The sequence below is a fragment of the Vibrio sp. THAF64 genome (assembly GCF_009363455.1).
GTDB lineage: Bacteria > Pseudomonadota > Gammaproteobacteria > Enterobacterales > Vibrionaceae > Vibrio > Vibrio coralliilyticus.
On record NZ_CP045355.1, the window covers coordinates 3,052,318 to 3,078,285 of the forward strand.

Sequence of the window (25,968 nt, forward strand, 5' to 3'; positions counted from 1 at the left end):
TATTTTACATTCGGTCATCTATTCACCGGATATATCAAGTTCAACAGGATAGTAAAACTCGATGCCACGTTTTTCTCGCACCTTGTTAGCCACTTCTATTAGTGCCGCGTTTCTTATGCCTCAAGCTCAGGCTGAAGACATCCCTCTCGATACTTCACAAGAAATGCCTTTCATTGGCGAATGCCAAACATTAGACCTTATTGACCAATGTCTGGTCAATGAAGAGGAGCCTGAAAACGCAAATCAACTGCCAATTAACGTTGAAGCCGACAGTTTAGAAGCCATCAATGGTGACAAAGCCACCTACAGTGGCAATGTTACTGTCGTTCAAGGCAAGAAACGTATGAAAGCAGACAATGTTACCTTGCATCAGCAAGATAACATTGTGGTGGCAGAAGGTAACGTGACATTCAGTGATGGCGAACTGAAAACTATATCAGATAAAGCTGTCAACAAACTCAATACTGAAGAAGTGACACTAGAGAACACTAACTATAAGTTTTTATGTGAGCCTGGTCGTGGTGAAGCCGTCTATGTCTCTAAAACGGGCAAGGCTGTTTATGAGATAGAAGATGGGACGATTACATCTTGTCCAGAAGGTGATAAGTCTTGGCGAATGAAAGCATCAAGTATCGATATCGACCAGAACGAAGAAGAAGCTACCTTCTATAATCCACGCTTTGAAATCCTCAACGTGCCTGTTTTTTATCTGCCGTTTTTAACAGTTCCGATTGGTGATACACGTAAAACAGGATTCTTGTACCCAACGGTATCTTATGGCTCCAGTGATGGCTTTGAAATGGAAGTGCCGATTTACTGGAACTTGGCACCCAACTATGATTTAGAAACCACACTAAAGTACATGCAAGAACGAGGTACTCAGCTAAACAGTGAGTTTCGTTACCTGTCAGATCTCGGCTATAGTACATTGAAATCTGAATACCTACCTGATGATAAAAAATACCCAGAACAAGGAGACCGATGGGGATTTCAATGGCAACACAACGGTATTTTCCAAGAAAGCTGGAAATTCGAAATAGATTATTCCAAAGTCAGTGACATCAGCTACTTTTCTAATGTCGACTCAAGCTTGGGGAATCAATCAGATGGTCAACTTCTGCAAGAAGCGCAAGCTACTTATCGTTCATCAGCTTGGGATGCCACAATCTTAACTCGAGATTTCCAAGTATTAACAACTAGTAGCAATACTCCATACCGACTTTTGCCTCAAGTTGAGTTTAACTATTATGCTCCAGAGCTAATGCGCTATCTTGATTTTGATGTCATCAGTCATGTTTCTCAATTTGACACTGATGATCCAGATAAGCCATCAGCTACACGAGTGCATGTTGAGCCCGGTATAAAAATCCCAGTTGGTACCACTTGGGGGACTTGGACAACAGAGGCTCGAGTACTAGGCACCTACTATCAACAAGACTTAGATGGTCTTAACCTTACTGACTTTAGCAACGATGGTTACAACCTAAAGGAGTCCACTTCTCGAGTGATTCCAGAGTTTAGAACTCATGCTGGCGTGGTTCTCGAAAGGGATACCGTTCTGTTTGATAACTACACTCAGACGCTGGAACCGCAGATCCAATACCTGTATGTTCCAGAAGAAGATCAAAGTGAGATTTACCTCTACGATACAACGCTGCTGCAAACCGACTATTACGGGCTATTTCGTAGTCGTAAATATAGTGGCGTTGATCGAATTGCTGCCGCCAACCAGTTTAGCTATGGCGCATCAACACGCTTCTTTGACGATCAATATAAGGAACGTCTAAATATCTCATTCGGTCAAATCTTCTATCTTGATAAAGATACTAAGAACTCTTCACTTGCTAACCAAGACAACAAATCTGACTATTCGGCTTGGGCAGTGGAGATGGACTTCAATTACGACGATTACCTCTTCTACCATGGCGGTATCCAGTATGATATTGATACTAGTGAAGTCCAGCTTGGTAACAGTACACTTGAGTACCGCTTCTCTGGAGGCTTCATTCAAGGTAACTATCGCTACGTAACACGTAATTATCTTGAAAGTACTGTAGGAGAAAGTCTTAATTTGGATAGCTTAACTAAAGATGGAATTTCTCAGGCTGGGTTAATTGCAGGCTATCAACTAACTCGAAACTGGAATGCAAGCGCCCAATATTTCTATGATCTAACAACAGAAGAAGATTTAGAGTGGCTAGCAAACCTACGCTATACCTCAGACTGCTGGTATATAGGTTTTTCATACAGTAATCAGCTTCAGAGTGGCTTACTGTCTGATCCAGTTCAGCCAGTGTATGAAAACAACTTCAGCTTTAATTTTGGTATTATTGGCTTCGGTACTGCTATAGGCTCTGACTCCGGTGTCACCGGTTCTGATACGGCAAATAGCTCTTTAGGTTACGGACGTCCGTTCTTCTTAAACAACTAATTTAAAAGCCTGTGGTCTAACACCACAGGCTAGATATTCTCACAGGAAATTTAATGAAACTTTGGAAGCAAACCTTGCTTGGACTGATTGCAGCCAGCCAGCTTTCTTTTGTACAAGCCGAGCCTGTCGAACTAGATAAGGTAGCGGTGATTGTTAATAGCGGCGTGGTATTACAGAGTGATATTGAAACTTCGCTTAAAACCATTCGCGCTAACGCGAAAAAGAACAACCAGTCACTTCCAGATGAAGCGACTCTACGTGAGCAAGTCACAGAAAAACTGATTGTAGATACCATCCAGCAGCAAGAAGCGGAACGAATTGGCGTTCGTATAGACGACAACCGTCTAAACGAAGCGATTGACGAGATAGCCAAGAACAACAACCAAACACTTCAGCAACTGAACACCTCTATTGCGGAAGAAGGACTAAGCTACGCTCAATTTCGCGAACAGGTACGTAAAGAAATTGCCGCAAATGAGGCACGCAATGCGTTAGTTCGTCGTCGTATTAATATTCTTCCGGCTGAAGTCGATAATCTTGCGAACATTCTAGCCAAAGAAACCAACGCGACCGTGCAATACAAAATTGGCCACATCCAGCTACGCGTAAATGATGGTGATGACAAAGCTGCCATCGAAGAAAAAGCCAATCAGATCGTTAAAGAGCTCAACCAAGGTTCTGATTTCAGTACCATGGCTTACACCTATTCAAAAGGTCCTAAAGCTTTACAAGGCGGTGATTGGGGATGGATGCGTAAAGAAGAGATGCCAACCATCTTTGCCGATCAAATCAATTTGCAGAATAAAGGCAGTATTATCGGTCCATTTCGCAGCGGTGTTGGCTTTCATATCCTAAAAATTGAAGATGTGAAGGGGCTTGAGACGGTTGCAGTCACAGAAGTGAATGCCCGTCATATTCTGATTAAACCAACCGTAATTCTTAGCGATGAAGGCGTTCAGAAAGAGCTTCTAGATATTACTCGACGAATTCAATCAGGCAAAGCAACCTTTGCGGAAATGGCTCAGCAATACAGCCAAGACCCTGGTTCAGCGGCCCAGCAAGGTGAGCTTGGTTACCAAACCTCTGATCTTTACGTACCTGAATTCAAACATCAGGTCGACACACTACCTGTGGGTCAAATCAGTGAACCATTCAAAACCGTACACGGCTGGCACATTGTTGAAGTGATGGATAGACGTGAGGTCGATCGCACTGATTCAGCACTAAAGAACAAAGCGTATCGAATTATCTTTAACCGTAAATTCAACGAAGAAGCCAGTGCTTGGCTACAGGAAATCCGCGCCAGTGCATTTGTTGAAGTGGTCAAGGAAGAACAGGATGACAATTAAGCGCATCGTTGTAACCGCGGGCGAACCCGCAGGTATCGGCCCAGATTTGGTCCTAGCCCTTTCTAAGCAAAGCTGGCCACACCAAATAGTGGTCAGTGCGGATAAAGGTTTGCTGGAGCAACGCGCTAAACAACTCAATATCGACGTACAACTTATTGATTATGATGCTGCAGAGATTCCTACACCTCAGCAATCTGGCTCGTTGGTTGTCGATCATATTGCGCTTAATGTCCCCGCGATTGCGGGTCAGCTCGATGAGAGAAATGGCCATTACGTATTAGAAACACTAGAAAGAGCCGCTTTGGGCTGTATGAATGGTGAGTTTGATGCTATTGTCACCGGCCCTGTGCACAAAGGCGTAATTAATCGATCTGGCGTCGCGTTTAGTGGTCATACTGAGTTCTTTGCTGACAAATCAAATACGCCACTGGTGGTGATGATGCTGGCTACCGAAGGACTCAGAGTTGCTTTGGTGACGACTCATATTCCATTGGCTTACGTTTCTAAAGCAGTAACCGAAGATAGGCTAAAGAAAATAGTGCATATTCTCCATCAGGATTTGGTTGAGAAGTTTGCTATTTCATCACCTAAAATATATGTCTGTGGATTGAATCCACATGCAGGAGAAGATGGCTGTCTGGGTCGGGAAGAAATTGACACCATCACGCCAACACTGGAGAAGCTGCGTCAGGAAGACGGTATTGATCTTGTCGGGCCACTCCCTGCCGATACGATTTTTAACGAAAAGTACCTCAACGAGGCGGATGCCGTATTGGGCATGTACCACGATCAGGTTCTCCCAGTGCTAAAATATAAAGGTTTCGGTCGTTCAGTGAACATTACTCTGGGCCTACCATTTATCAGGACATCCGTGGATCACGGCACTGCATTGGACCTTGCAGGGACAGGTGATGCAGATACAGGAAGTTTTACAACGGCACTGACTCACGCAATTGAGCTTGTCGATAAGAAAACCAGTTAACTTGAGAACACTATGAGAAACGATGTCCATTTAGGGCACAAAGCACGTAAACGCTTTGGTCAAAACTTCTTAAACGATCCATACATCATTGATGGTATTGTCTCTGCAATCAATCCTAAGCCAGGCCAGAACTTGGTTGAGATTGGTCCCGGCCTAGGTGCAATTACAGAACCGGTTGGTCGAGAAGTGGATAAGTTCACAGTGATTGAACTTGACCGTGATTTGGCTGAGCGCTTAAGAACTCATCCAGAATTAGCCGAAAAGCTAACCATTCACGAAGGCGATGCCATGCGTTTCGACTTCACTCAATTGGTGAAGCCTAACAATAGATTACGCATTTTTGGTAACCTGCCATACAACATCTCTACTCCGTTGATGTTCCACCTCTTTGAGTACCATAAAGATATTCAAGATATGCACTTTATGCTGCAGAAAGAAGTGGTTAACCGTTTAGCAGCAGGTCCAGGCACAAAAGCTTACGGCCGCCTAACCGTCATGGCGCAATACTATTGTAAGGTGGTACCAGTACTGGAAGTTCCACCGACGGCGTTCGTTCCACCACCAAAAGTCGATTCTGCTGTTGTTCGTCTGGTCCCTTACGAGACGTTACCTTATCCAGCGACAAGCCTTAACTGGTTAGATCGCGTATGTCGTGACGGCTTCAACCAAAGACGTAAAACAGTCCGAAACTGTTATAAATCTTTAGTCAATGCTGAGATTCTAGAACAACTGGGCATCAACCCAGGAATGCGCCCAGAGAACTTAACATTGGAGCAATTTGTCGACTTAGCCAACTGGTTGGACGCAAACCACAAATAATCTTCATATAATTAGAGTTGTAACCTATTGGTCTACAACTCTAATTTTTTTGACTTGTACGCAGGAGTCTACATGGAAGCTAACCCTTGTATTAAAGTTCAAGTTCATACCAAGTATATCTCAGAGCAGTCTCAGCCTGATTCAAAACGCTACGTCTTTGCCTACGTCATCACAATAAAAAACCTCAGCAATCAAACCGTCCAACTCATTAGTCGTCGCTGGCTGATTACTGACGCCAATGGCAAACAGATGACGGTGGAAGGTGATGGTGTGGTTGGTCAACAGCCATTCATTCCGGGAAGTGATGAGTATACTTACAGCAGCGGCACCGCTCTAGAAACACCAGTCGGTGTAATGCAAGGACAATATATTCTCCTTGATGAAAAAGGCCGAGAGTTTAGCACCGAAATAGAACCCTTCAGACTCGCTCTACCGAATATTCTCAACTAATATCCACACAGGAATTTTTGTGTCTAATTACATCGTCGGTGATATTCAAGGCTGCTTTGATGAGCTCAAACTACTACTCAAACAAGCGAGTTTCAATCCTCAATCTGATACGCTCTGGGTCGCTGGTGATCTGGTTGCTCGAGGGCCAAAATCGCTAGAGACACTGCGCTTTATTAAAGGTCTAGGTCAATCAGCTAAAGTGGTTTTAGGTAATCATGACCTGCATTTACTTGCCGTATCAATAGGTGTACACAAAGTTAAGAGCAAAGATAAGACGGCTCCTATCTTTAATGCTGACGACAAACAAGAGCTACTCAATTGGCTTAGGCAGCAACCCCTTTTCGCTGAACATGATGAGTTCGTGATGTGCCATGCAGGCATTTCGCCACAGTGGTCGCTTGATGTCGCTAGAAACAGTGCCAGAGAGGTCGAAGCCATTTTACAGAGCAAAGAATGGCATTGGCTGATCAAAAACATGTACGATAATCAACCCGACTCATGGTCTGACAAGCTCGAAGGCATTGAGCGCTACCGTTACATCATTAACGCCTTCACGCGAATGCGCTTCTGCTTTTCCGACGGAAGGTTAGACATGGCTTGTAAGCGTCCACCAAAAGACGTCCAAGATAGTCATTTAACGCCATGGTTTGAACTTAACAATCGTATTCCGCTGAATAAGACAGTGTTGTTTGGCCACTGGGCTGCATTGGAAGGTTATACCGGCAAGGATGTCATTGGATTAGATACCGGCTGCGTATGGGGTGGCAGCTTGACGATGTTGAGATGGGAAGATAAGACGTTTTTTACACAAAATTCGCTAGAGAGCTAGAGAGCCGACAACAATCAGCTACTCCAGATCATAAACTGTTAACTAATCTGCTAGCCCTGTCGCTCTAAAACAACAAATCGCATATCGTACGCATTTTTCTCATCCGCTGCGTAGTTTTCAGAATGGCTTTCTTTAAACATATCTCCCCAAGACGGAAATTGGGTATCGCCTTCTATTTGGGCATCGATATAAGTCACGTAGAGCTTATCCGCTTGAGGAAGGCAGGCTTTATAAATCGCACCACCACCAATGATCATCACTTCTTCCACGTCACCAGCAGCTTTTATGGCGTCGTCAATAGAGGTCACTGTCGTGACGTCTTCAATGGCTAAGTTAGCATCACGACTGATCACAATATTCTGACGACCTGGAAGTGGTCGACCAATCGACTCGTACGTCTTACGCCCCATAACAACAGGCTTGCCCATAGTACAACGTTTGAACCAAGCAAAATCTGCGGGTAGATGCCACGGCATTTGATTGTCTTTACCAATTACTCGATCTTTTGCCATGGCGGCGATCATACTGATGATCATTGCTGATGCTCCTTTAAAACGTCTCAGATTATCGGTTTCCGGCGATAGAATAGCAATCCCGGCATCGCTAAGCCAACCGCTAATCCCGCAATTATAAACATTGCTTTAAGGAAGTTTTCTGCCAACATCGCGACCAACTCATGGCTGTACCCTCTATGATTAAGCTCCACTAAGGCAATCATTGCCTTAAACGCAAATACACCTGGAACCATAGGAATCAACGCCGCTACGGTGAACACTTTCGGATGAGCGAGAAAGCGATGAGACCAATGGATACCAACAATACTAACCAACATCGCAGCAAAAAAGGTGGCCCATTCGATAGGGATACCAAAATGCATCATCAAATAACGTGAACCATGACCAATTGCCCCCCCGATAGCACAATAGACCAAGGCTTTTTGGGGGACATTAAAGACTAAAGCAAAACCCACAGCAGGAATCGCGGCAAACAGCATGTCGTTGAGCAAAGCAACCAATAAATCAAACCACATCACAACACCCACCCCCAGACACCAACTAGGCTCATGGCCGCGACGATACCAAGGCAGGTTGCCAAGGTAAGCAGGCTTGCCATAACAAAGCGAGCAATGCCCATATTGATACAGCCTTTGAGCATATCAGCGACAGCATTAATTAGCGGGAACCCTGGCACCAGCATAAGTACCGAAGAGGCCATAACCAAAAACGGCGAATTACCTAGCCCATAAATTACCGCTTGCGCTGACACAACAGTTGTAACAAACGCTGTCGCGGCAAAGTTCATCAAGGGGTTAAAGTGGCGATGGCCGATTTCTTGCCTGACTATCATTCCGATCGAAGAAGCGATGAATGTCATAGCAAAGACCACCCAATCCCCTCCCGCTAGTCGACTAAATGCAGCGCAAGATAAGCCGATCATACCTACAACTAGCCATCTGTTATAACGTTCGGGACTAATTCTTTCCAGTTTATGCTGAGCCAAGGCATGATCTATGATTCCCCTTTCGAGCATGATACAAATCCGTTGTATCTGGGTGATGACCCTCATGTTGATTCCGCGATCAGGGCTGCGGCGTGCAGTGGTAATACAGTGCTCCTGATACACAGTCGTCACTACTAACGAACTTGCAGACAAAGAAACTTCCACCTCATCCATGCCACTCGCAAGTCCGATGCGTCGAGTAATATCCCCTACCAATGTGCTCTCTGCACCATGCGCAAGCAGCATTTGCCCGGCTTGAGCGATAAGGCGAGAAACACTGCGTTGTTTTGAAACCATAAATCAATCCTACTCCTTTAGAATCCTGCTATTGTGGCGAATCACGCCGACGATTGATTTGATTTAAATACAAAAAAGCCGCAATGCTTTGAACATTGCGGCTTTCAATCAACTTAAGGATTATTCGCGGACATAAACGACATGCCCGTCGTCTTCTTCATCGTCCCAATCATCCCAGTCATCGTCGTCTTCAGTAATGACGTCTTTGCCTGACATTGCGTCTTTATGGTAATCATCCCACATGAAGTCAACTTTCTCTTCTTCAGAGATCTCTTCTTCTTCACGAGGTAGATTCTCCATAAAGTCAGCCAACTTGTAACAAAGCTCTTTGGTTCCTTGCTTATTCACCGCGGAGATCTTGTAGTAGTCCTCTTCCCAACCTAGAGCATCGAGAATATTTTGGATCACTTCGTTCGCTTCTTCTTCAGGCATCAAATCAACCTTGTTGAAGATAAGCCAACGCGGCTTGTCTGCTAACTTCTCACTGTACTGCTCAAGCTCATCAATGATGGTTAAGGCATTCTGTACAGGATCACTTTGATCAATTGGCATAATGTCGATCATATGCAGTAGAACTCGACAACGCTCTAAATGTTTCAAGAAGCGAATACCAAGGCCAGCGCCATCCGCAGCGCCTTCGATCAATCCAGGAATATCCGCGACAACAAAGCTCTTCTCAGGTACAACACTGACTACACCTAAGCTAGGGATCAAAGTCGTAAATGGGTAGTCAGCTACTTTTGGCTTAGCTGCTGATACAGAACGAATAAATGTCGATTTACCTGCATTCGGCAAACCAAGCATACCCACATCAGCAAGTAGCAACAGCTCTAAACGAACTTCGCGAATTTCACCTTTAGTACCTAACGTCTTTTGACGCGGTGCACGGTTGACTGACGATTTAAAACGCGTGTTACCTAAACCGTGCCAACCACCTTTTGCGACCATGATCTTTTTGCCATGCTCAGCAACTTCCGCCACGATTTCATTGGTGTGAATATCCACAGCGCGAGTACCAACAGGCACACGTAGAACTTTGTCTTTACCACGTTTACCAGTACAGTTACCGCCACGGCCATTTTCACCACGTTCTGCTTCATAGAAGCGCTGGAAGCGATAATCAATTAACGTGTTAAGGTTTTCGTCAGCTTGGATGTAAACATCGCCGCCATCACCACCGTCACCACCGTCCGGACCGCCTTTCGCAACGAATTTCTCTCGCCAGAAACTCACTACACCGTTACCGCCGTCTCCGGCCTGAACTTTAACTACCGCTTCATCAACGAATTTCATCTCTTACTCCGCCCAATTGCTACATCACGTAGCTGCGTTGCAAATATCATCTCACTAACCGTATTTAGGCAAATGAATGATATAAATTCTAGCAGATCCCAATTTCAGATCGATCACCTAAAATCCCAGATCGTTCTGCTACTCAGGAATATATAATGAGGGACTTTTTACAAAGTGCCTTAGTATCGATTCCATCTCGCTACAAATAAAAAACCCCGCCGAATCGGCAGGGCTTTTGAATTCAGCTAGAAGCCTAAATTCTTAATCTCAGCGAGAATTACTCAGCTTCGATGCTTACGAATTTACGGTTCTTAGGACCTTTCACTTCGAACTTCACTTTACCTTCAGTAAGAGCGAATAGAGTGTGGTCTTTACCGATACCAACGTTAGTACCAGCATGGAACTTAGTACCACGTTGACGAACGATGATGTTACCTGCAAGAACAGATTCACCACCGAAACGCTTAACACCCAGACGTTTACTTTCTGAATCGCGGCCGTTACGAGTAGAACCACCAGCTTTTTTGTGTGCCATTGTTAAACTCTCCTAATAAATTAAGCGTTGATACCAGTGATCTTCACTTCAGTGAACCACTGACGGTGACCCTGTTGCTTACGAGAGTGCTTACGACGACGGAACTTAACGACTTTAACTTTGTCGCCACGACCGTGTTGTACAACTTCAGCAACTACTTTGCCGCCCTCTACTAGAGGAGCGCCAACTTGAACGTCTTCGCCGTTAGCAACAAGAAGAACTTTATCAAATTCAACAGTTGCACCAGTTTCTACGTCTAATTTCTCTAAACGAAGAGTTTGACCTTCGCTTACACGGTGTTGTTTACCACCAGATTGGAAAACAGCGTACATATCTTACTCCGCTTTTTCCGCACAGCCTTATGCTTATTTAATGAGCATCATGGGTGTGCGCTAAACTAATCATCAATAGGGCGCAGATTCTACAGAAGAGATGTCCCTATGACAAGCCATATTTTGAAAAAATTGGCGAAAAGCTAATCGCCAGATAAAAGTGCGGCAATCATGCCCTTTAGCCATGTATTAATCAACGTTTTTTAGTGTATTATTCAGTAATTAAATCAGATAAGAAGACCTTACTAGTTCTAACTTCAGCCGGATTTACAATGGATTTTAAAGCTATCCAAGCGCTAACTGCCGATGACATGGCAAAAGTGAATGAAACAATTCATGCTCAACTCAACTCAGACGTATCTTTAATCAACCAATTAGGTTTTTACATCATTAGTGGTGGTGGTAAGCGCATACGTCCCCTTTTAGCTGTGCTGTCAGCTCGTGCTCTGGGCTACCAGGGCCAGGCGCACACCACAGCAGCAGCGTTTATTGAATTTATTCACACAGCTACACTGCTACACGATGATGTTGTCGACGAATCCGATATGCGTCGCGGAAAAGCAACCGCCAATGCCGCTTTCGGTAATGCAGCCAGCGTATTGGTTGGTGACTTTATCTATACGCGCTCTTTTCAAATGATGACAGAGCTAGGATCCATGAAGATCCTTAAGTTGATGAGTGATGCGGTCAACATCATCGCTGAAGGTGAAGTTCAACAGTTAATGAACTGTAATGACCCAGATACCACAGAAGAAAGCTACATGCAGGTTATCTACTCTAAGACTGCACGTCTGTTCGAGGCCGCTACTCAAATTGGCGCTATTCTTAATGATGCTCCATCGGAAGTAGAAACCGCTCTGCAAAACTATGGTAAATATTTGGGTACCGCATTCCAGTTGATCGATGATGTCATGGACTACACATCTGATGGCGATGAAATGGGTAAAAATGTTGGTGATGATCTTGCAGAAGGTAAACCAACGCTGCCGCTGCTCTATGCGATGCAACATGGCACACCCGAGCAAACCCAGATGATTCGTGAGGCGATTGAAAAAGCCAACGGTATGGAGAAGCTCGATTCCATTATGGAAGCCATGGAGCAGACAGGTTCTTTAGAATATACCCGCCAAAAAGCGTATCAAGAAGCGGATAAAGCAATTGCAGAATTATCTGTCCTCAGCGAGTCTCCTTATAAGGAAGCTCTCGTAACACTGGCACATATGTCAGTACATCGCTCGAAATAACTTCATATGTAACAACGGGAACCCTAAAGTTCCCGTTGATTCCAGCCCAGCAAATCGAAGGTCTATTGACTCTGCTATTACTAACTCCGAGCTAAGTCTGATGCCGCACTTTTGTTAGTAATAAGTCTTCCCCGCTCTTTCAACCTAGCAGTAAATGACCAACACGGGCAAGCATTCCGTACATTTTGCGACCAATCGTATTGTTCGTTCAAGCAAGTTGCCACTGTTACACCCGAAATTAGCAACACGCTGCCATTTATTATTGGATCACGAAAGCGTCATCGCTCGTTCATAAATCTCTCACTCCACTGACCTCAAACTGCAATCAAACCGACCTAATCTCGGTTTGAAAATCGTAGAACCGAGGACAATATGGAAGTTTCGAGCCCTTTTCGTTTACCACGTAAGACACCTTTTGGTTTAGGAGAAAACTTAGCCGAGTGGGCCACTGGTCTACATAAGCTTGACCAATATTACGCGCAAAGGCCAGTAGGCTGTGATAGCAAAGCATTTCTTCGATTTACTCTAGAGATTCTCGGTATTGATTATCAGGTAATTAAAGGCTCTTTGACGCATATTCCTACCCAAGGAGCAACAGTGGTCGTGGCCAACCATCCTCTTGGCTGCGTTGAAGGGGTGATACTGGCAGAGCTACTGCTGCATGTCAGAGACGATGTACAGATATTGGCAAACCAGTATTTAAAAACTGTCCCTGAGCTGGATAAGCTGTTTATAGGTGTCGACGTATTTGAAGGCAAGAACGCCCACAAAGCGAACCTTAAAGCGCTTCGACAGGCTCACCATCATTTAGATCAAGGTGGGCTATTGCTCCTTTTCCCTGCAGGGGAAGTCTCCCAGCTGGTTGATCGTAAGACTCAACGTATCGAGGATAAGGAATGGAGCCGTTCGGTGAGCAGCTTAGTGCGTAAGGCCAAAGCGAGTACCATACCAATGTTTATCGATGGTCAAAACTCCAAGCGCTTCTATATGGCTGGCAAAGTGCACCCTCTACTAAGAACCTTGATGCTTGGCCGCGAACTACTCAATAAAACCCAACAGCCGATCAATATATCTATCGGGTCGGCAATCAAATTTAAAGAAGTCAACGGCCTAACAGATGCGCAAATTGTTAACTACCTTCGCCTGAATACCTACTTATTACAAAACAAAACTTTAACTGGTGGGCACAGCGAAGAGTTAGAGTCTAACCCTTTACCTGTCGCGCACGCTTTACCTGTTCAAGACCTTAAAACTGACCTTGCCAAGCTACCGGCTGAGCATCACTTATTGACCAGTGGTGAGTTTGACGTCTATTGCACTGACGCCGAGCATATTCCTTCATTACTGCATGAAATAGGCAGGCTGAGAGAGAATAACTTTCGCAAAGTGGGTGAAGGTACAGGCCTCGCTTTAGACATCGACGAATTTGATCGTTACTACAAGCATTTGTTTATCTGGGACAGAGATAATGAATGCCTAGTTGGCGCCTATCGTCTTGGGTTAATCGATAAGCTTATGCAGAACAAGGGGTTGTCCGGCCTTTATTCGAGAACCCTTTTTCATTATGGCGAAGACTTTCTCAACACCATGGGCAAATCGATTGAAATGGGTCGCTCGGTGATTGATGAACGTTATCAAAAAAGTATGGGCGCTCTGCTATTGCTCTGGAAAGGGATCGCCACTTTCGTCCACCGCAACCCAAGCTATACGCATTTGTTTGGCCCTGTCAGTATCAGTAACGATTACAGTGAGCAAGCAAGACAACTGCTTGCCGATACCATGACTCTCCATCATTACGACTCAGAGAAAGCCGAATATGTGACACCATCGAACCCTCTGCCAGTTCAACCTAAAAATTGGAATACTAGCATGCTGACCGCGTTGGGCGATCTCCAGCTATTGTCGCGAGTGATTGCTCGTATTGATGACGGCAAAGGGGTTCCCGTATTGTTGCGTCAATATTTGGGCCTGAATGGTAAATTAGTGTCGTTCAATGTCGATCCTTCTTTTAACAATGCATTAGATGGGTTGATCATGGTTGATCTTCAGCAAGTACCAGTCAAAACACTAGCCCGTTACATGGGCACTTCTCAAGCCCAGCAGTACCTAGCGCATCACACCCCTTAACTTGGTTGAACAACAACGAAAATGCTGCGTGACTTACGCAGCACTTTTGCTATCCAGAGAATTCACTTGATTTAAAATAAATTTCAAAGCGATCTTTCACACCGTAACTCAGCAACAAAGCAACAATCTTTCATAGCTGCTAAAAAGCCGACTTTTATATCGATTGACCAAGATTATGCCAATCAAAAATCCATTGACGGAACTATCATCTAACTGAAATCTAGGGGTAACGATAATCACAATAACAAGGAAGTAACCTCCATCATGATGCCATCTCATAAAACCATTCGCTCTACAGTTACTGGCGCCATCGCGTTGCTATTAGGTTTAGCGTCTGTCACCAGTTTCGCCGCAGAAAAAGTCTATCGACTCAAGCTAGCTGAAACTTGGGGACCAAATACTCCAATTCTAGGTGATGCCACGAAGAACATGGCTCAGTTAGCAGAGGAGATGTCTAACGGACGCCTTAAGATTCGCATAGACTCTGCCAATAAACACAAAGCGCCATTGGGCATTTTCGATATGGTCAAGTCAGGTCAGTACGACCTTGGGCACTCCAGTTCGTATTATTGGAAAGGTAAAGTACCTAACACACTGTATTTCTCTTCCATGCCCTTCGGGATGATCACGACCGAGCAATACGCTTGGTTTTATCGTGGTGGTGGTATGGAGTTGATGGAAAAAGTCTATGCACCGCATAACTTACTTTCCTTCCCTGGTGGCAACTCCGATATTCAGATGGGCGGCTGGTTTAAAAAAGAGATCAATTCCGTTGAAGACCTAAAAGGTTTAAAAATTCGCATTCCTGGATTTGCCGGTGAAGTGATGGCCAAGGTTGGAGCAAAACCAACCAACATAGCTCCTGGCGAACTGTATACCTCACTTGAACGAGGCACAATTGATGCGCTTGAATGGGTAGGCCCTGCTTTCGATTTGCGTATGGGCTTTCAAAAAATCGCCCCCTACTATTACACAGCGTGGCACGAGCCTGGCTCTGAAACTCAATTCCTAGTCAATAAAAAAACGTGGGACAGACTACCTAAAGATCTTCAATCGATCCTAGAAACAGCATTCAGGGTAGCGGCATTTGATATGTACACACAGGCACTCGATGCTAATGCCAACAGCTGGGCGAGCATGAGCGCTGAATATCCCAACATTAAAGTTCGAGATTTTCCACCGGAAGTGCTCAGCGCAATGCAAACCGCGACTCAAGAACTGTTAGAAGAGCTAGCGAACAAAGATGAACTAGCAAAGGAGATCATCAGCTCTCAGAAACAGTACCTGACTAAGGTGCGTGCCTGGACCAATATTTCTTCCAAAGCTTATCTAGATAGCAATTAAGCCTTTTGTGGGTGGCAAAATGTCCTTGCCACCCATTTGAAAGCACATCAATAACCTGCCGTTTTCCTCTAGAACTTACTGTTGCTTTATTTCACCAAAGCAAAAATGAGATATTTATCACACCAAAAGTAAAGATCATCCACCCTATCAATCAGGCAAAGATCACAAAATTATAATATTCGATAATTCAACGCCAATAATTAGTGATTTAAATCACAAAATATCAACCAATTAAAAACAAGGAAATGTGAGTATGATCATGTGATTTTTATTGACATATGAGTTGTTGACAATTTGTATGAAAATTACACGCCAATTACTTGATAGAGATCGCTATAAGAAAGCGTTATTGGCAGGATTATTTGCATGACGTCACAAAAAACCCGTCGTCAGTTCCAAAATGAATTTGTGTGGTAAATTGATTGGGTACTAAGCAATCAAGCGGTTTTGGCGAACCGTACTACTACAATATTCATCAGAACATCGAACGGGGAACTGTTATGATATCACCAGACGCTAAGATCAAGATACAAAATTTTGGTCGTTTTCTGTCTAATATGGTAATGCCCAATATCGGCGCGTTTATCGCGTGGGGTTTTATTACTGCTCTATTCATTCCAACAGGCTGGCTACCCAACGAGACGTTAGCGTCTATGGTCGGCCCAATGATTACCTACCTATTACCACTGTTAATCGGTTATACCGGCGGTAAACTTGTCGGTGGCGAACGCGGTGCGGTTGTCGGTGCAATCACCACTATGGGTGTGATTGTGGGTACCGATATACCTATGTTCATGGGTGCCATGATGGTCGGTCCTCTAGGTGGATGGGCAATCAAAACATTCGATAACTACATCGACGGCAAAGTGAAAAGTGGCTTTGAGATGTTGGTCAACAACTTCTCAGCAGGCATTATTGGTATGCTTGGCGCAATGCTTGCGTTCATGTTCATTGGACCATTTGTCAAAGTACTTTCTGGTGGTCTCGCCGCTGGGGTTAATTTCCTAGTTTCAGCACACCTACTTCCTTTAACCTCTATTTTTGTAGAACCTGCTAAGATCCTGTTCCTAAACAACGCGATCAACCACGGTATATTTTCTCCACTCGGGATCCAACAAGCTTCAGAAATGGGTCAATCGATCTTCTTTCTTATTGAAGCAAACCCAGGGCCGGGGCTGGGCATCCTCTTAGCTTACATGGTGTTTGGTAAAGGAACGGCTCGTCAAACCGCAGGTGGGGCTTCTATCATCCACTTCTTCGGTGGCATTCACGAAATCTACTTCCCATATATTCTGATGAATCCACGCTTGATCCTTGCGGCAATCGCGGGTGGTATGACAGGCGTATTTGTTCTCGTCATGTTTAACGCGGGTATTGTTTCTCCAGCATCACCAGGTTCAATTTTCGCTATCTTACTCATGACTCAAAAAGCATCTATTGTCGGGGTTCTTGCGTCTATTGCTGCTGCAACAGGTGTTTCGTTTACGGTTGCTACTTTGCTGATGAAAACCCAATCCACTTCAGAAGAAGATGGGGATGAAGCTGCACTTGAAAAAGCAACATCACAAATGAAAGACATGAAGTCGGCCACCAAGTCAAACAGTGCAGTAAGTGCTCAAAACAAAGGCAACATAGACTTAGCGGATGTTAAAAGCATTATCGTAGCCTGTGATGCGGGGATGGGTTCCAGCGCAATGGGTGCCAGTATGCTACGTAAAAAGGTACAAGATGCAGGTCTAAGTATCAGCGTAAACAATCTTGCGATAAACAACTTAACAGAGAGTGCCGATATCGTGATTACTCATAAAGATTTAACGGATCGTGCTCGCAAGCATGCGCCCGACGCTCAGCATATTTCGCTGACTAACTTCTTAGATAGCGAAATGTACAACCAACTGGTCACTAAGCTGCTTGCCGCACAGAAAAGCCAAGCTGCGAATGACGAGCAAGCAGTCAAAGTTTCTTTGATGGCAGCCAATGACGACACATTTGAACCTCAGCCAAAATCCGTTTTCCAAATCGCCCCAGAGAACATTCATTTAGGGCTGAACGCGACGAACAAGGAAGAAGCTATTCGCTTTGCTGGCGATAAACTGGTCGAGATGGGCTACGCCGAACCTGAATATGTAGACGCGATGTTTGAGCGAGAAAAACTCGTTCCGACCTACTTAGGTGAATCTATCGCAGTTCCACACGGCACCATTGAAGCCAAGGATAAAGTTAAGAAGACCGGCATCGTTATTTGTCAGTACCCATCTGGCATCCAGTTTACCGACGATCAAGGCGATGTCGCCAAGCTTGTCATTGGCATAGCCGCCAAAAATGACGAACACATTCAGGTCATTACCACCATTACTAACGCACTCGACGAGCCGGAGGCCATTGATAAGCTAACGAGTACCAAAGATGTTGCGGAAATTCTCAGCATCCTTGGTAACCCGCAAGCCGCTTAATCACCTCTTTAACAACTTTGCTCCTGAGAGCAAACGAGGTCAACTGCCCCCTATACGGTTGACCTCACCCTAAAGTCGTTAGTTTTATTCAATTGAAATTGGTAGGTAAATTATGAAGAATGCTGTTCATTTTGGCGCAGGTAATATTGGCAGAGGATTCATAGGAAAACTCTTAGCGGACGCGGAAGTAAACGTCACCTTCGCAGACGTTGATGCCCCACTGGTCGATCAACTTAGCCACAAACAGGAATACAAAGTTAAAGTCGTTGGTACTCAATGTCAGATTGATACAGTTAGCCACGTCACCGCAGTAAACTCCGCCAGCGAAGATGTGATTGACCGAATTGTGAAAACAGATTTGGTCACCACAGCAGTTGGTCCAAATGTTCTCGACATTATCGCGAAGACAATAGCTACAGGTATTGCCAAAAGATTTTCGGCCGGAAACAACGCTCCTCTCAACATTATTGCTTGTGAAAATATGGTTCGTGGCACCACTCACTTGAAAGGTGAAGTGTATAAATATCTAGAGAGTTCATTGCATCCTAAAGCCGACCTACTTGTAGGTTTTGTCGATTCGGCAGTTGATCGTATTGTCCCGCCAGCAGAAGCCGCGAATGATGACCCATTGGAAGTCACGGTAGAGAGCTTCAGCGAATGGATTGTGGACCAACAACAGTTCAAAGGTGAAATCCCAAACATTAATGGGATGGAGAAGACCGATAATTTAATGGCTTTTGTAGAACGTAAGCTGTTCACCCTAAACACGGGGCACTGCATTACCGCCTATCTGGGCTGTTTAAAAGGTCATCAAACGATTCGTCAGGCGATAGAAGATCCTGAGATACAAACCGATGTAAGACAAGCAATGGAAGAAAGTGGAGAAGTTCTGATTCGTCGCTACGGCTTTGATCGCCAATTACACGCAGCATACATAGAAAAAATCCTCGGTCGATTTGCTAACCCTTATCTTGTCGATGAAGTCGATCGTGTTGGTCGCCAACCCATTCGCAAATTGGGAGTAAACGATAGATTAATCAAACCATTACTCGGTACAATCGAGTATGGCACTGAAAACAGAACACTTTTAAAAGGAATTGCAGCTGCATTAAAATACCGCAGTAGTGAAGACCCTCAGGCTATCGAGCTACAAAACTCACTAATAGAGCATGGTGTGAGTAAAACCCTCGCTTGCTACACAGGCTTGAGTGAAGACAGTGAAGAAGTTGCTCAAATTGAGTCGATTTTCAACAACTTATAACAACATGTAGGGGAGCTATTCTCCCCTTATTAAACGATATTTAGTTCAGTATATGGCAGACAAAATAAATGAAACTGACATTATAGAGCGATTAAACAACGCACCTTCGGTTCGCGGCTTTTTTATTGCTGCTGTTGATGTGTTTAATGACTCTATTGATGCGTTGATGCAGCGCATTTTCCAGAAAGATAACTTTGCGGTTCAATCTGTTGTCGGTCCACTGCTTCATGATTCAGGCCCACTGGGTGACTTATCAGTGCGTCTTAAACTCTTGTTTGGTTTAGGGGTACTACCCAACGATGTTTATCACGACATCGAAGATATCATCAAAATCAAAAACATCTTAAACAGCGATGTGACCGATTATGAGTTTACCGACCCCAATATCTTAGACCCTATAAAGAAACTTAATCTGGTCAAAAAAATGGGCATGGTACATATGGAAGTCATGGAACCGGATGATGATATCGATCTCGAGTTTTATCAGTTACAACTGAAACGCCAGCAACAAATAATCAAGTCTGGGCTCTCTCTCGCAATCGTTGAAATATGCAATGAACTAGGTAAAGAGAGCCCATTCTAATCATTCCGTGAGACCCACACTATAGAAAGAACCTCATATGCTCAAAGCTGTACTCTTCGATATGGATGGCCTTATTTTTGATAGTGAGTCTATTTACAAACAAAGCTGGCAATTCGCGGCTCTGGAGCAAGGGCTATCAATATCTGATGACTTTTATCAGCAGTTTATTGGTGTACAAGATCCGGAATGCGAACAACAGCTTGTAGACTACTTTCAAAGCGCTATCGATATACATCGCTATCGAAGCATTCGAGACCAGCACTACCATAACCTGAGATCTCACGGTATTCCTCTCAAACCAGGGTTTGAACCGCTCCTTACTGCTATAAAACAACGCGATCTACTCACAGCTATCGTTACCTCTTCGAAACGTTCAGATGTCGAACATAACTTTCGGACAAGTAACTATTTAGCGCAATTTGATCTCATTATTAGCGCTGAAGATGTCACACTCAGCAAACCTAATCCCGACTGTTATAAGATGGCTTATCGCCAGCTAGGGGTTGAGGCAAAACAATGCCTAGTATTGGAAGATTCGAACAACGGAATCAAAGCTGCCTTAGCAGCAGAGTGCCACGCGGTGATGATTCCTGATCTTCTGCCACCTCTTCATGAGTTGAAAAACAAGATAACCGTCTTAAATCAACTAGACGAAGTGATTCCATTGCTGGATAACATGTAAACAGCTTAAAACTAAAAAAACCGAGGCAATGCCTCGGTTTTCATTTGTCTAACTGAAGTTACTCTACCGTTACCGCTTTGGCTAAGTTACGTGGCTGATCTACGTCCGTACCTTTGATGAGTGCAACATAGTAAGACAGTAGCTGCATCGGAATCGTATAGTAGATAGGTGCAGTGATGTCACTTACGTGAGGCATCGTGATGATCTTCATGGTTTCATCAGCTTCAAAGCCCGCCTCTGCATCAGCGAAGACATACAGCAAGCCACCACGCGCACGCACTTCTTCAATGTTCGACTTAAGTTTTTCAAGCAGTTCATTACTCGGTGCGACGACAACCACTGGCATATCAGCATCAATCAGCGCAAGAGGACCATGCTTCAATTCACCCGCAGCATAAGCTTCTGCGTGAATGTAAGAGATCTCTTTCAGCTTCAACGAAGCTTCCATAGCAATCGGGTAAAATTCACCGCGGCCAAGGAACAAGGTGTGGTGCTTATCAGCAAAATCTTCCGCTAGAGCTTCAATATCTTTCTCAAACGATAGTGCAGAGTTGATCTGTTTTGGCAATGCATGCAGAGCTTCAACGATCTCTTTTTCTTTCTCTTTGCTTACACGGTTTTGCTGCTTACCAAGTGCCGTCACTAGCATTAGCAGTGCTGAAAGCTGAGTTGTGAAGGCTTTAGTTGATGCAACGCCGATTTCGACGCCAGCACGTGTCATGAAAGCAAAATCAGACTCACGAACTAACGAAGAGCCTGCAACGTTACAAATCGTCATTGCCGCCATGTAGCCTTTCTCTTTAGCAAGGCGAAGCGCTGCCAAAGTATCAGCCGTTTCACCTGATTGAGATAAAGTGATCAGCAGGCTATTTGGACGAGTCACAAATTTGCGGTATCGGAACTCAGACGCAATTTCCACATCACAACTCACGCCTGCAATATCTTCAAACCAGTAGCGCGCAGTCATTCCCGCATTATAGGACGTGCCGCAGGCGACGATCTGTACATGCTCAACTTTACTCAAGATTTCTGCCGCATTAACACCAATAGCTTCGGTGACGACTGAATCCGATGTTAGGCGTCCTTCCATTGTGTTAATTAAAGCCGTTGGTTGTTCGTAGATTTCTTTTTGCATGAAGTGACGGTACTTACCTTTATCACCCGCATCGTGCTCTGCATTTGACTCAATGATTTCACGCTCAACACGTTCACCAGAAAGATCAAACACGTTCACTTCACGACGAGTAATTTCAGCCACGTCGCCTTCTTCCAGGTACATAAAGCGACGGGTCACATTTAGCAATGCAAGCTGATCTGAAGCGAGGAAGTTTTCACCGACACCGAAACCAATAACGATCGGGCTGCCAGAGCGAGCAACAACAATGCGTGAAGGATCTTTGCGATCAACAGCGACTGTACCGTAAGCGCCTTCAAGTTGCTTGGCTGTTTTCTGAACCGCCTCAAGTAAGGAGTCAGCAGTGCGTAGCTCCCACTCAACCATATGAGCAATGACTTCAGTGTCCGTTTGGGAGTCAAATACATAGCCACGAGACTTTAGCAGCTCACGCAGCTCTTCATGATTTTCAATGATACCATTATGCACAACAGCAATATCACCTGACATGTGCGGGTGCGCGTTAGCCTCTGAAGGCTCACCGTGGGTTGCCCAACGCGTGTGTGCGATACCTGTCCCACCGACCACTTCCGCTGCGTCCACAGCGTCCGCCAGTTCCTGAACTTTACCCAGGCGACGAAGGCGAGTCAGATTAGAATCACCATCAACTACAGCAACACCTGCAGAGTCATAACCACGGTATTCAAGGCGGCGTAAGCCTTCCACCAGAATTTCAGCCACATCTCGTTGTGCTACTGCACCGACGATTCCACACATATTTGTATCTCCGTTTCGGTATCCCTTCCCCATCTGAGGTACGCAATCTAGACAGCAAGCAAAAAAGCCAAATTGACGGGATTAAATTGATTAAATTGTTTTAAATAGCTTTATACGCAAATAACTTTCACATCATGGGATTCAATTTGCTGTTTGAACTCAGGATTCAAGTCTTTGTTAGTAATTAAGATATCGATGGAACTCCAAGCCAGCTCGAGATTTGGAATCTTACGACCAATTTTTTCAGATTCGACCATCACAATGACTTCACGTGACACTTCAGCCATCACTTTACTTAGGCCGACCAATTCATTAAATGTTGTCGTACCTCGCTCTAAGTCAACGCCATCAGCACCAATAAATAGCTGGTCAAAGTCATATGAGCGTAGTACCGACTCAGCCACTTGTCCTTGAAAAGACTCAGAATGTGCATCCCAAGTCCCGCCCGTCATCAATAACGTAGGCTCACTTTCAAGCTCATTAAGCGCGTTCGCCACATTGAGTGAGTTAGTCATCACAACCAAACCACGCATACCATCCAGTTGCTTGATCAATGAAGCGGTTGTGCTGCCACTGTCGATCACAATGCGATTGTGCTCGCGGATCAGCTTGGCGGCTGCTTGGGCGAGTTCATTCTTACGAATCGAAACATTTTCGCTCAATTCATCGCTGACGACTTCTTTTGGTAATGCGATAGCACCACCATAGCGACGCAATAATTGGCCATTTTTCTCTAAAGAGGCAAGATCCTTTCGAATTGTGACTTCAGAAGTCTCAAATTGGAGAGACAAAGACTCAACACTGACCTCACCTTTTTCATTTACCAAATTAGAAATTGCGTGTCTTCTTAGTTGCGTGTTTCGTTTCGACATCTTAATTTCATTTAATAAGTTTCGTTGTGAAAGAAATTATAGTCAAACCGAAACTTTAAAGTCCATTTATTTTGAACCAAAAAATAAAAAATAGCGGCAAAACCTTGTCCTAAGACAATTCTTAAACAGTGATATTGGCGTGAATCAGTGGTAGAATTCGCCACCGAAAAGAAAAAAAATTACAGAATTGACCGTTATTTTTTTGCAACTAACCGCATATATCCTAGGTTAGTCACAGAAATGCTGAGTATTATCCAGACAGTTTGGTCATAAAATGACTAAACTTGTTGAAAGACTTTCAGTTCTGAAGTCGACGACAACATTGATGTTCTCTTGTATATAGATGGCACGAAATGCCAGGCGGGAACCCTCGACTTCAGCGAGATAAATGACTTTCAGATTGTAACTATTATTGACCGGAGAATATCTTCCATGAAAAAGACCAAAATCGTATGTACGATTGGCCCTAAAACTGAATCTGTAGAGAAGCTAACTGAACTCGTAAATGCAGGCATGAACGTAATGCGCCTAAACTTCTCTCACGGTGACTACCAAGAGCACGGCACTCGTATTGCGAACTTCCGTAAAGTAATGGAAGAGTCTGGTAAGCAACTGGCTATCCTTTTAGATACTAAAGGTCCAGAGATCCGTACTATCAAGCTAGAAAATGGCGACGATGTTGATCTGGTTGCTGGTCAGGAGTTCACTTTCACAACTGACACTTCAGTTGTGGGCGACAAAGACAAAGTAGCGGTAACTTACGCAGGTTTCGCAGCAGACCTTAACGTTGGTAACACTATCCTAGTGGACGACGGTCTGATCGAAATGGAAGTACTTGCTACTTCAGAAACTGAAGTGAAATGTAAGGTACTGAACAACGGCGCACTAGGCGAAAACAAAGGTGTTAACCTACCTGGCGTTTCAGTAAACCTACCTGCTCTATCCGAAAAAGATAAGAACGACCTTAAGTTTGGTTGTGAGCAAGGCGTTGACTTCGTTGCAGCCTCTTTCATCCGTAAAGCATCTGACGTGAAAGAAATTCGCGAAGTACTTGCGGCTAACGGCGGTGAAAACATCCACATCATCTCTAAGATCGAAAACCAAGAAGGTGTTGATAACTTCGATGAGATCCTAGAGCTGTCTGACGGTATCATGGTTGCTCGTGGTGACCTAGGTGTTGAAATCCCAGCGGAAGAAGTGATCTTCGCTCAGAAGATGATGATCGAGAAATGTAACCGTGCACGTAAGATGGTTATCACAGCAACTCAGATGCTTGATTCTATGATCAACAACCCACGTCCTACTCGTGCAGAAGCTGGTGACGTTGCGAACGCAGTGATGGACGGTACTGATGCTGTAATGCTTTCTGGTGAAACAGCCAAAGGTAAGTACCCAGTTGAAGCGGTAACTATCATGGCTCAAATCGCAAACCGCACAGATGCAGCACTAAAAGCTGAACTAGGTTCTCGCCTAGACAGCCCTCGTCTACGTATCACAGAAGCAGTATGTAAAGGTGCTGTAGACACAGCTGAAAAACTAGCGGCTCCACTGATCGTTGTTGCAACTGAAGGTGGTAAATCAGCTCGCTCAGTACGTAAGTACTTCCCAACAGCAAACATCCTTGCACTGACTAACAATGCAAAAACAGCAGCTCAGCTTGTGCTAACAAAAGGTGTTCGCCCTGTGTTGGTTGATTCAATCGACAGCACTGACGCATTCTACGTACTAGGTAAAGAGCTAGCACTTGAATCTGGTCTAGGCAACAAAGGTGACATCGTTGTTATGGTATCTGGCGCTCTAGTCGCTTCTGGTACAACAAACACAGCTTCTGTTCACGTTCTATAAGAACCGAATAAATATTCACTTTTTAAAGAGGGCTTCGGCCCTCTTTTTTTATCCCTTCCTCTTGTCTCACTATTTGGTACGCTGTATTATCAATCAAAGTATTGCGTACTATTAAATTCACGCCCGTTTTATATAACGCTGTATTTATGCATATGAGGAAAGGATAGTGTCTAGCCCAACGTTGACTGACAAAGTCTCGAAAATGATCTACCAAGACATCTTAAGCGGAGAGCTCAAACCGAGTCAAAAGCTAGTAGTTGCAGATCTAAAAAGCCGATACCACGTAGGGGCCTCACCAATCAGAGAAGCACTAGTGCAACTCTCATGGACGAAGTATGTCAGTTTAGAACCACAAAAAGGCTGTTGGGTATCCCCAGTATGCGTCGAAGAACTGGAAGATCTCTATGAGAGCTTACGTACTGTTGCAGCCGTACTACTAAAAAAGTCGATCAAATCTGGCGGCGAAGATTGGGAGTTGGAAGTACTCACCTCATTCCACAAACTGTCACGTATCAACCTGACTAACGACAATTTTGACTGGAAAGAGTGGGAAGAGCGCCAGCACCAATTCCACATCGCACTATTAGAAGGTTCTAACTCTAGGAATATGTTTGAATTTTTCACTGATTTGATCAATCAAATCAAACGCTATCGCTATTTCGCAAGACACAACGGCTTAGACCCACGCCAATTTGAAATTGATGAATATGAGAAGATCATGAAGCTGGTCCTGGCGAAAGACACCGACGAAGCAGCCGAAGAGTTTGATCGTCATCTGCATCGCTCGATGGAACAAATCCAAATCACTATTGAGCAGGCCGCATAAATAGATAGCCTAAAAAAATCGAG

At 44.4% G+C, this 25,968-nt stretch carries 23 protein-coding genes; 15 read left to right on the top strand and 8 right to left on the bottom strand.

The annotated features are described in order from the left end of the window. Positions 1 to 61: 61 nt before the first annotated feature. The 6 genes from lptD (at position 62) to apaH (ending at position 6,860) form a co-directional block, all read left to right on the top strand. A complete protein-coding gene (gene lptD / locus FIU99_RS14125) occupies positions 62 to 2,431 on the top strand; it encodes an LPS assembly protein LptD (RefSeq protein WP_006958181.1) in 2,370 nt (789 codons plus the stop codon). A gap of 53 nt (positions 2,432 to 2,484) precedes the next feature. Continuing rightward, a complete protein-coding gene (surA, locus tag FIU99_RS14130; RefSeq protein WP_006958182.1) occupies positions 2,485 to 3,780 on the top strand; it encodes a peptidylprolyl isomerase SurA in 1,296 nt (431 codons plus the stop codon). Continuing rightward, a complete protein-coding gene (pdxA, locus tag FIU99_RS14135) occupies positions 3,770 to 4,762 on the top strand; it encodes a 4-hydroxythreonine-4-phosphate dehydrogenase PdxA (RefSeq protein ID WP_006958183.1) in 993 nt (330 codons plus the stop codon). The genes surA and pdxA overlap by 11 nt, the downstream gene beginning before the upstream one ends. A 12-nt stretch (positions 4,763 to 4,774) precedes the next feature. Then, on the top strand, positions 4,775 to 5,581 hold the full coding sequence (rsmA, locus tag FIU99_RS14140; RefSeq protein WP_006958184.1) for a 16S rRNA (adenine(1518)-N(6)/adenine(1519)-N(6))-dimethyltransferase RsmA: 807 nt from the start codon (positions 4,775 to 4,777) through the stop codon (positions 5,579 to 5,581). 72 nt (positions 5,582 to 5,653) lie between these two features. Continuing rightward, positions 5,654 to 6,031, top strand: a complete 378-nt coding sequence (gene apaG / locus FIU99_RS14145) for a Co2+/Mg2+ efflux protein ApaG (RefSeq protein ID WP_006958185.1) — start codon at positions 5,654 to 5,656, stop codon at positions 6,029 to 6,031. 19 nt (positions 6,032 to 6,050) lie between these two features. Next, positions 6,051 to 6,860, top strand: a complete 810-nt coding sequence (gene apaH / locus FIU99_RS14150; RefSeq protein WP_006958186.1) for a bis(5'-nucleosyl)-tetraphosphatase (symmetrical) ApaH — start codon at positions 6,051 to 6,053, stop codon at positions 6,858 to 6,860. A gap of 50 nt (positions 6,861 to 6,910) precedes the next feature. Here the strand turns inward: apaH and folA are convergent, their stop codons facing one another. The 6 genes from folA to rplU form a co-directional block, all read right to left on the bottom strand. After that, entirely contained in the window at positions 6,911 to 7,396 is a 486-nt protein-coding gene (gene folA, locus FIU99_RS14155) for a type 3 dihydrofolate reductase (protein WP_006958192.1), read from the bottom strand. 23 nt (positions 7,397 to 7,419) lie between these two features. After that, positions 7,420 to 7,890 carry a threonine/serine exporter family protein gene (locus FIU99_RS14160; RefSeq protein ID WP_006958194.1) on the bottom strand — a complete coding sequence of 157 codons (471 nt, stop codon included), beginning with the start codon at positions 7,888 to 7,890 and terminating at the stop codon, positions 7,420 to 7,422. Next, the gene (locus FIU99_RS14165) at positions 7,890 to 8,657 is read right to left on the bottom strand and encodes a threonine/serine exporter ThrE family protein (RefSeq protein ID WP_006958201.1); all 768 of its coding nucleotides are present in this window, start codon (positions 8,655 to 8,657) and stop codon (positions 7,890 to 7,892) included. Before FIU99_RS14165 ends, FIU99_RS14160 begins: the two co-directional genes overlap by 1 nt. Positions 8,658 to 8,777: 120 nt before the next feature. Continuing rightward, positions 8,778 to 9,950: an Obg family GTPase CgtA gene (gene cgtA, locus FIU99_RS14170; RefSeq protein WP_006958202.1), complete on the bottom strand. Its 1,173-nt coding sequence runs from the start codon at positions 9,948 to 9,950 to the stop codon at positions 8,778 to 8,780. Between the two features lie 277 nt (positions 9,951 to 10,227). Beyond that, positions 10,228 to 10,485: a 50S ribosomal protein L27 gene (gene rpmA / locus FIU99_RS14175; RefSeq protein ID WP_004409945.1), complete on the bottom strand. Its 258-nt coding sequence runs from the start codon at positions 10,483 to 10,485 to the stop codon at positions 10,228 to 10,230. A 20-nt stretch (positions 10,486 to 10,505) separates the two neighbouring features. Beyond that, positions 10,506 to 10,817, bottom strand: coding sequence for a 50S ribosomal protein L21 (gene rplU / locus FIU99_RS14180; RefSeq protein WP_006958203.1), 312 nt, complete (start codon positions 10,815 to 10,817; stop codon positions 10,506 to 10,508). A 272-nt stretch (positions 10,818 to 11,089) separates the two neighbouring features. On the opposite strand from rplU, the gene ispB reads away from it, so the two are divergent. From ispB to FIU99_RS14215, 7 genes are all read left to right on the top strand, one after another. Then, positions 11,090 to 12,061, top strand: coding sequence for an octaprenyl diphosphate synthase (ispB, locus tag FIU99_RS14185; RefSeq protein ID WP_006958205.1), 972 nt, complete (start codon positions 11,090 to 11,092; stop codon positions 12,059 to 12,061). A 372-nt stretch (positions 12,062 to 12,433) separates the two neighbouring features. Further along, complete coding sequence (locus FIU99_RS14190) at positions 12,434 to 14,188, top strand: lysophospholipid acyltransferase family protein (RefSeq protein ID WP_006958209.1); 1,755 nt, start codon at positions 12,434 to 12,436, stop codon at positions 14,186 to 14,188. Positions 14,189 to 14,452: 264 nt separating this feature from the next. Further along, on the top strand, positions 14,453 to 15,532 hold the full coding sequence (locus FIU99_RS14195) for a TRAP transporter substrate-binding protein (RefSeq protein ID WP_006958211.1): 1,080 nt from the start codon (positions 14,453 to 14,455) through the stop codon (positions 15,530 to 15,532). Between the two features lie 500 nt (positions 15,533 to 16,032). Further along, positions 16,033 to 17,985, top strand: a complete 1,953-nt coding sequence (locus tag FIU99_RS14200; RefSeq protein WP_152472402.1) for a PTS mannitol transporter subunit IICBA — start codon at positions 16,033 to 16,035, stop codon at positions 17,983 to 17,985. A gap of 112 nt (positions 17,986 to 18,097) precedes the next feature. Continuing rightward, positions 18,098 to 19,246 (top strand): mannitol-1-phosphate 5-dehydrogenase, encoded by a 1,149-nt coding sequence (locus tag FIU99_RS14205; RefSeq protein WP_006958214.1) that lies wholly within the window; start codon positions 18,098 to 18,100, stop codon positions 19,244 to 19,246. A gap of 52 nt (positions 19,247 to 19,298) precedes the next feature. Then, on the top strand, positions 19,299 to 19,829 hold the full coding sequence (locus tag FIU99_RS14210; RefSeq protein WP_006958215.1) for an MltR family transcriptional regulator: 531 nt from the start codon (positions 19,299 to 19,301) through the stop codon (positions 19,827 to 19,829). Between the two features lie 37 nt (positions 19,830 to 19,866). Continuing rightward, positions 19,867 to 20,511, top strand: a complete 645-nt coding sequence (locus tag FIU99_RS14215) for an HAD family phosphatase (protein WP_006958216.1) — start codon at positions 19,867 to 19,869, stop codon at positions 20,509 to 20,511. Between the two features lie 58 nt (positions 20,512 to 20,569). On the opposite strand, the gene glmS is transcribed toward FIU99_RS14215, so the two are convergent. Beyond that, positions 20,570 to 22,402, bottom strand: coding sequence for a glutamine--fructose-6-phosphate transaminase (isomerizing) (glmS, locus tag FIU99_RS14220; protein WP_006958217.1), 1,833 nt, complete (start codon positions 22,400 to 22,402; stop codon positions 20,570 to 20,572). Between the two features lie 110 nt (positions 22,403 to 22,512). Then, positions 22,513 to 23,274, bottom strand: coding sequence for a DeoR/GlpR family DNA-binding transcription regulator (locus FIU99_RS14225; protein ID WP_021456706.1), 762 nt, complete (start codon positions 23,272 to 23,274; stop codon positions 22,513 to 22,515). A gap of 432 nt (positions 23,275 to 23,706) precedes the next feature. Here FIU99_RS14225 and pykF point away from each other — a divergent pair, with 432 nt between their 5' ends. Both pykF and FIU99_RS14235 read left to right on the top strand, forming a co-directional pair. Continuing rightward, the gene (pykF, locus tag FIU99_RS14230) at positions 23,707 to 25,119 is read left to right on the top strand and encodes a pyruvate kinase PykF (protein WP_006958219.1); all 1,413 of its coding nucleotides are present in this window, start codon (positions 23,707 to 23,709) and stop codon (positions 25,117 to 25,119) included. Positions 25,120 to 25,285: 166 nt separating this feature from the next. Further along, positions 25,286 to 25,945, top strand: a complete 660-nt coding sequence (locus tag FIU99_RS14235; protein WP_021456707.1) for a GntR family transcriptional regulator — start codon at positions 25,286 to 25,288, stop codon at positions 25,943 to 25,945. Positions 25,946 to 25,968: the final 23 nt, after the last annotated feature.

Bases quoted from the DNA above. Each gene is read 5' to 3' on its own strand.
- folA (WP_006958192.1), bottom strand. From the start codon at position 7,396: ATGATCATCAGTATGATCGCCGCCATGGCAAAAGATCGAGTAATTGGT.
- FIU99_RS14200 (WP_152472402.1), top strand. From the start codon at position 16,033: ATGATATCACCAGACGCTAAGATCAAGATACAAAATTTTGGTCGTTTT.
- FIU99_RS14205 (WP_006958214.1), top strand. From the start codon at position 18,098: ATGAAGAATGCTGTTCATTTTGGCGCAGGTAATATTGGCAGAGGATTC.
- FIU99_RS14165 (WP_006958201.1), bottom strand. From the start codon at position 8,657: ATGGTTTCAAAACAACGCAGTGTTTCTCGCCTTATCGCTCAAGCCGGG.
- FIU99_RS14190 (WP_006958209.1), top strand. From the start codon at position 12,434: ATGGAAGTTTCGAGCCCTTTTCGTTTACCACGTAAGACACCTTTTGGT.
- FIU99_RS14215 (WP_006958216.1), top strand. From the start codon at position 19,867: ATGCTCAAAGCTGTACTCTTCGATATGGATGGCCTTATTTTTGATAGT.
- pdxA (WP_006958183.1), top strand. From the start codon at position 3,770: ATGACAATTAAGCGCATCGTTGTAACCGCGGGCGAACCCGCAGGTATC.
- FIU99_RS14210 (WP_006958215.1), top strand. From the start codon at position 19,299: ATGGCAGACAAAATAAATGAAACTGACATTATAGAGCGATTAAACAAC.
- rplU (WP_006958203.1), bottom strand. From the start codon at position 10,817: ATGTACGCTGTTTTCCAATCTGGTGGTAAACAACACCGTGTAAGCGAA.
- glmS (WP_006958217.1), bottom strand. From the start codon at position 22,402: ATGTGTGGAATCGTCGGTGCAGTAGCACAACGAGATGTGGCTGAAATT.
- pykF (WP_006958219.1), top strand. From the start codon at position 23,707: ATGAAAAAGACCAAAATCGTATGTACGATTGGCCCTAAAACTGAATCT.
- cgtA (WP_006958202.1), bottom strand. From the start codon at position 9,950: ATGAAATTCGTTGATGAAGCGGTAGTTAAAGTTCAGGCCGGAGACGGC.
- rsmA (WP_006958184.1), top strand. From the start codon at position 4,775: ATGAGAAACGATGTCCATTTAGGGCACAAAGCACGTAAACGCTTTGGT.
- lptD (WP_006958181.1), top strand. From the start codon at position 62: ATGCCACGTTTTTCTCGCACCTTGTTAGCCACTTCTATTAGTGCCGCG.
- FIU99_RS14160 (WP_006958194.1), bottom strand. From the start codon at position 7,890: ATGTGGTTTGATTTATTGGTTGCTTTGCTCAACGACATGCTGTTTGCC.
- ispB (WP_006958205.1), top strand. From the start codon at position 11,090: ATGGATTTTAAAGCTATCCAAGCGCTAACTGCCGATGACATGGCAAAA.
- FIU99_RS14225 (WP_021456706.1), bottom strand. From the start codon at position 23,274: ATGTCGAAACGAAACACGCAACTAAGAAGACACGCAATTTCTAATTTG.
- apaG (WP_006958185.1), top strand. From the start codon at position 5,654: ATGGAAGCTAACCCTTGTATTAAAGTTCAAGTTCATACCAAGTATATC.
- surA (WP_006958182.1), top strand. From the start codon at position 2,485: ATGAAACTTTGGAAGCAAACCTTGCTTGGACTGATTGCAGCCAGCCAG.
- rpmA (WP_004409945.1), bottom strand. From the start codon at position 10,485: ATGGCACACAAAAAAGCTGGTGGTTCTACTCGTAACGGCCGCGATTCA.
- FIU99_RS14195 (WP_006958211.1), top strand. From the start codon at position 14,453: ATGATGCCATCTCATAAAACCATTCGCTCTACAGTTACTGGCGCCATC.